Annotated in this window: 1 protein-coding gene; it reads left to right on the top strand. The window is 75.2% G+C overall.

Features of this window, described 5'->3' with window-relative positions:
• Nucleotides 1-98 precede the first annotated feature (98 nt).
• A partial coding sequence (locus tag B1205_RS14950; protein ID WP_441338504.1) for an AMP-binding protein occupies nt 99-460 on the top strand: 362 nt, incomplete at its 3' end.

The following is a 460-nucleotide window of genomic DNA, read 5'->3' as shown; positions in this document are numbered from 1 at the left end:
CGAGCGCGATCGACCTGCTCGATCAGCCCGAGCGGGCCCGGCTGCTGGCCGGCACACCGGCGCTGGCGTCGGCCAGCACCGGTGGGCTGCACGAGTTGGTGCAGCGGCAGGTGGCCCGTACGCCGGATCAGGTGGCCCTGGTGTGTGGCGGGAAGCGGTGGACCTACGGTGAGCTGGACCGGGCGGCGAACCGGCTGGCGCATCATNGTCAGACGCGGGTGGGGATCTGCCTGCCGCGTACCCCGCTGTTGCCGGTGGCGGTCCTGGCCGTGCTCAAGGCCGGCGGTGTGTACGTGCCGCTGGACCCGGCGTACCCGGCCGAGCGGGTGCGGTTCATGCTCGCCGACGCCGGGGCCGGCCTCGTGCTCACCACCTCCGCGCACGCGGCGCTGTGCGCCGACGACGGCGGCACGCTGGTGTGCCTGGACGACCCGGCCACCGCCACGGCGGTCGACGCCGC

The sequence above is a fragment of the Micromonospora sp. NBS 11-29 genome (assembly GCF_002140155.1).
Classification (GTDB): domain Bacteria; phylum Actinomycetota; class Actinomycetes; order Mycobacteriales; family Micromonosporaceae; genus Micromonospora.
This window is presented reverse-complemented; position numbering and strand designations above follow the sequence as displayed.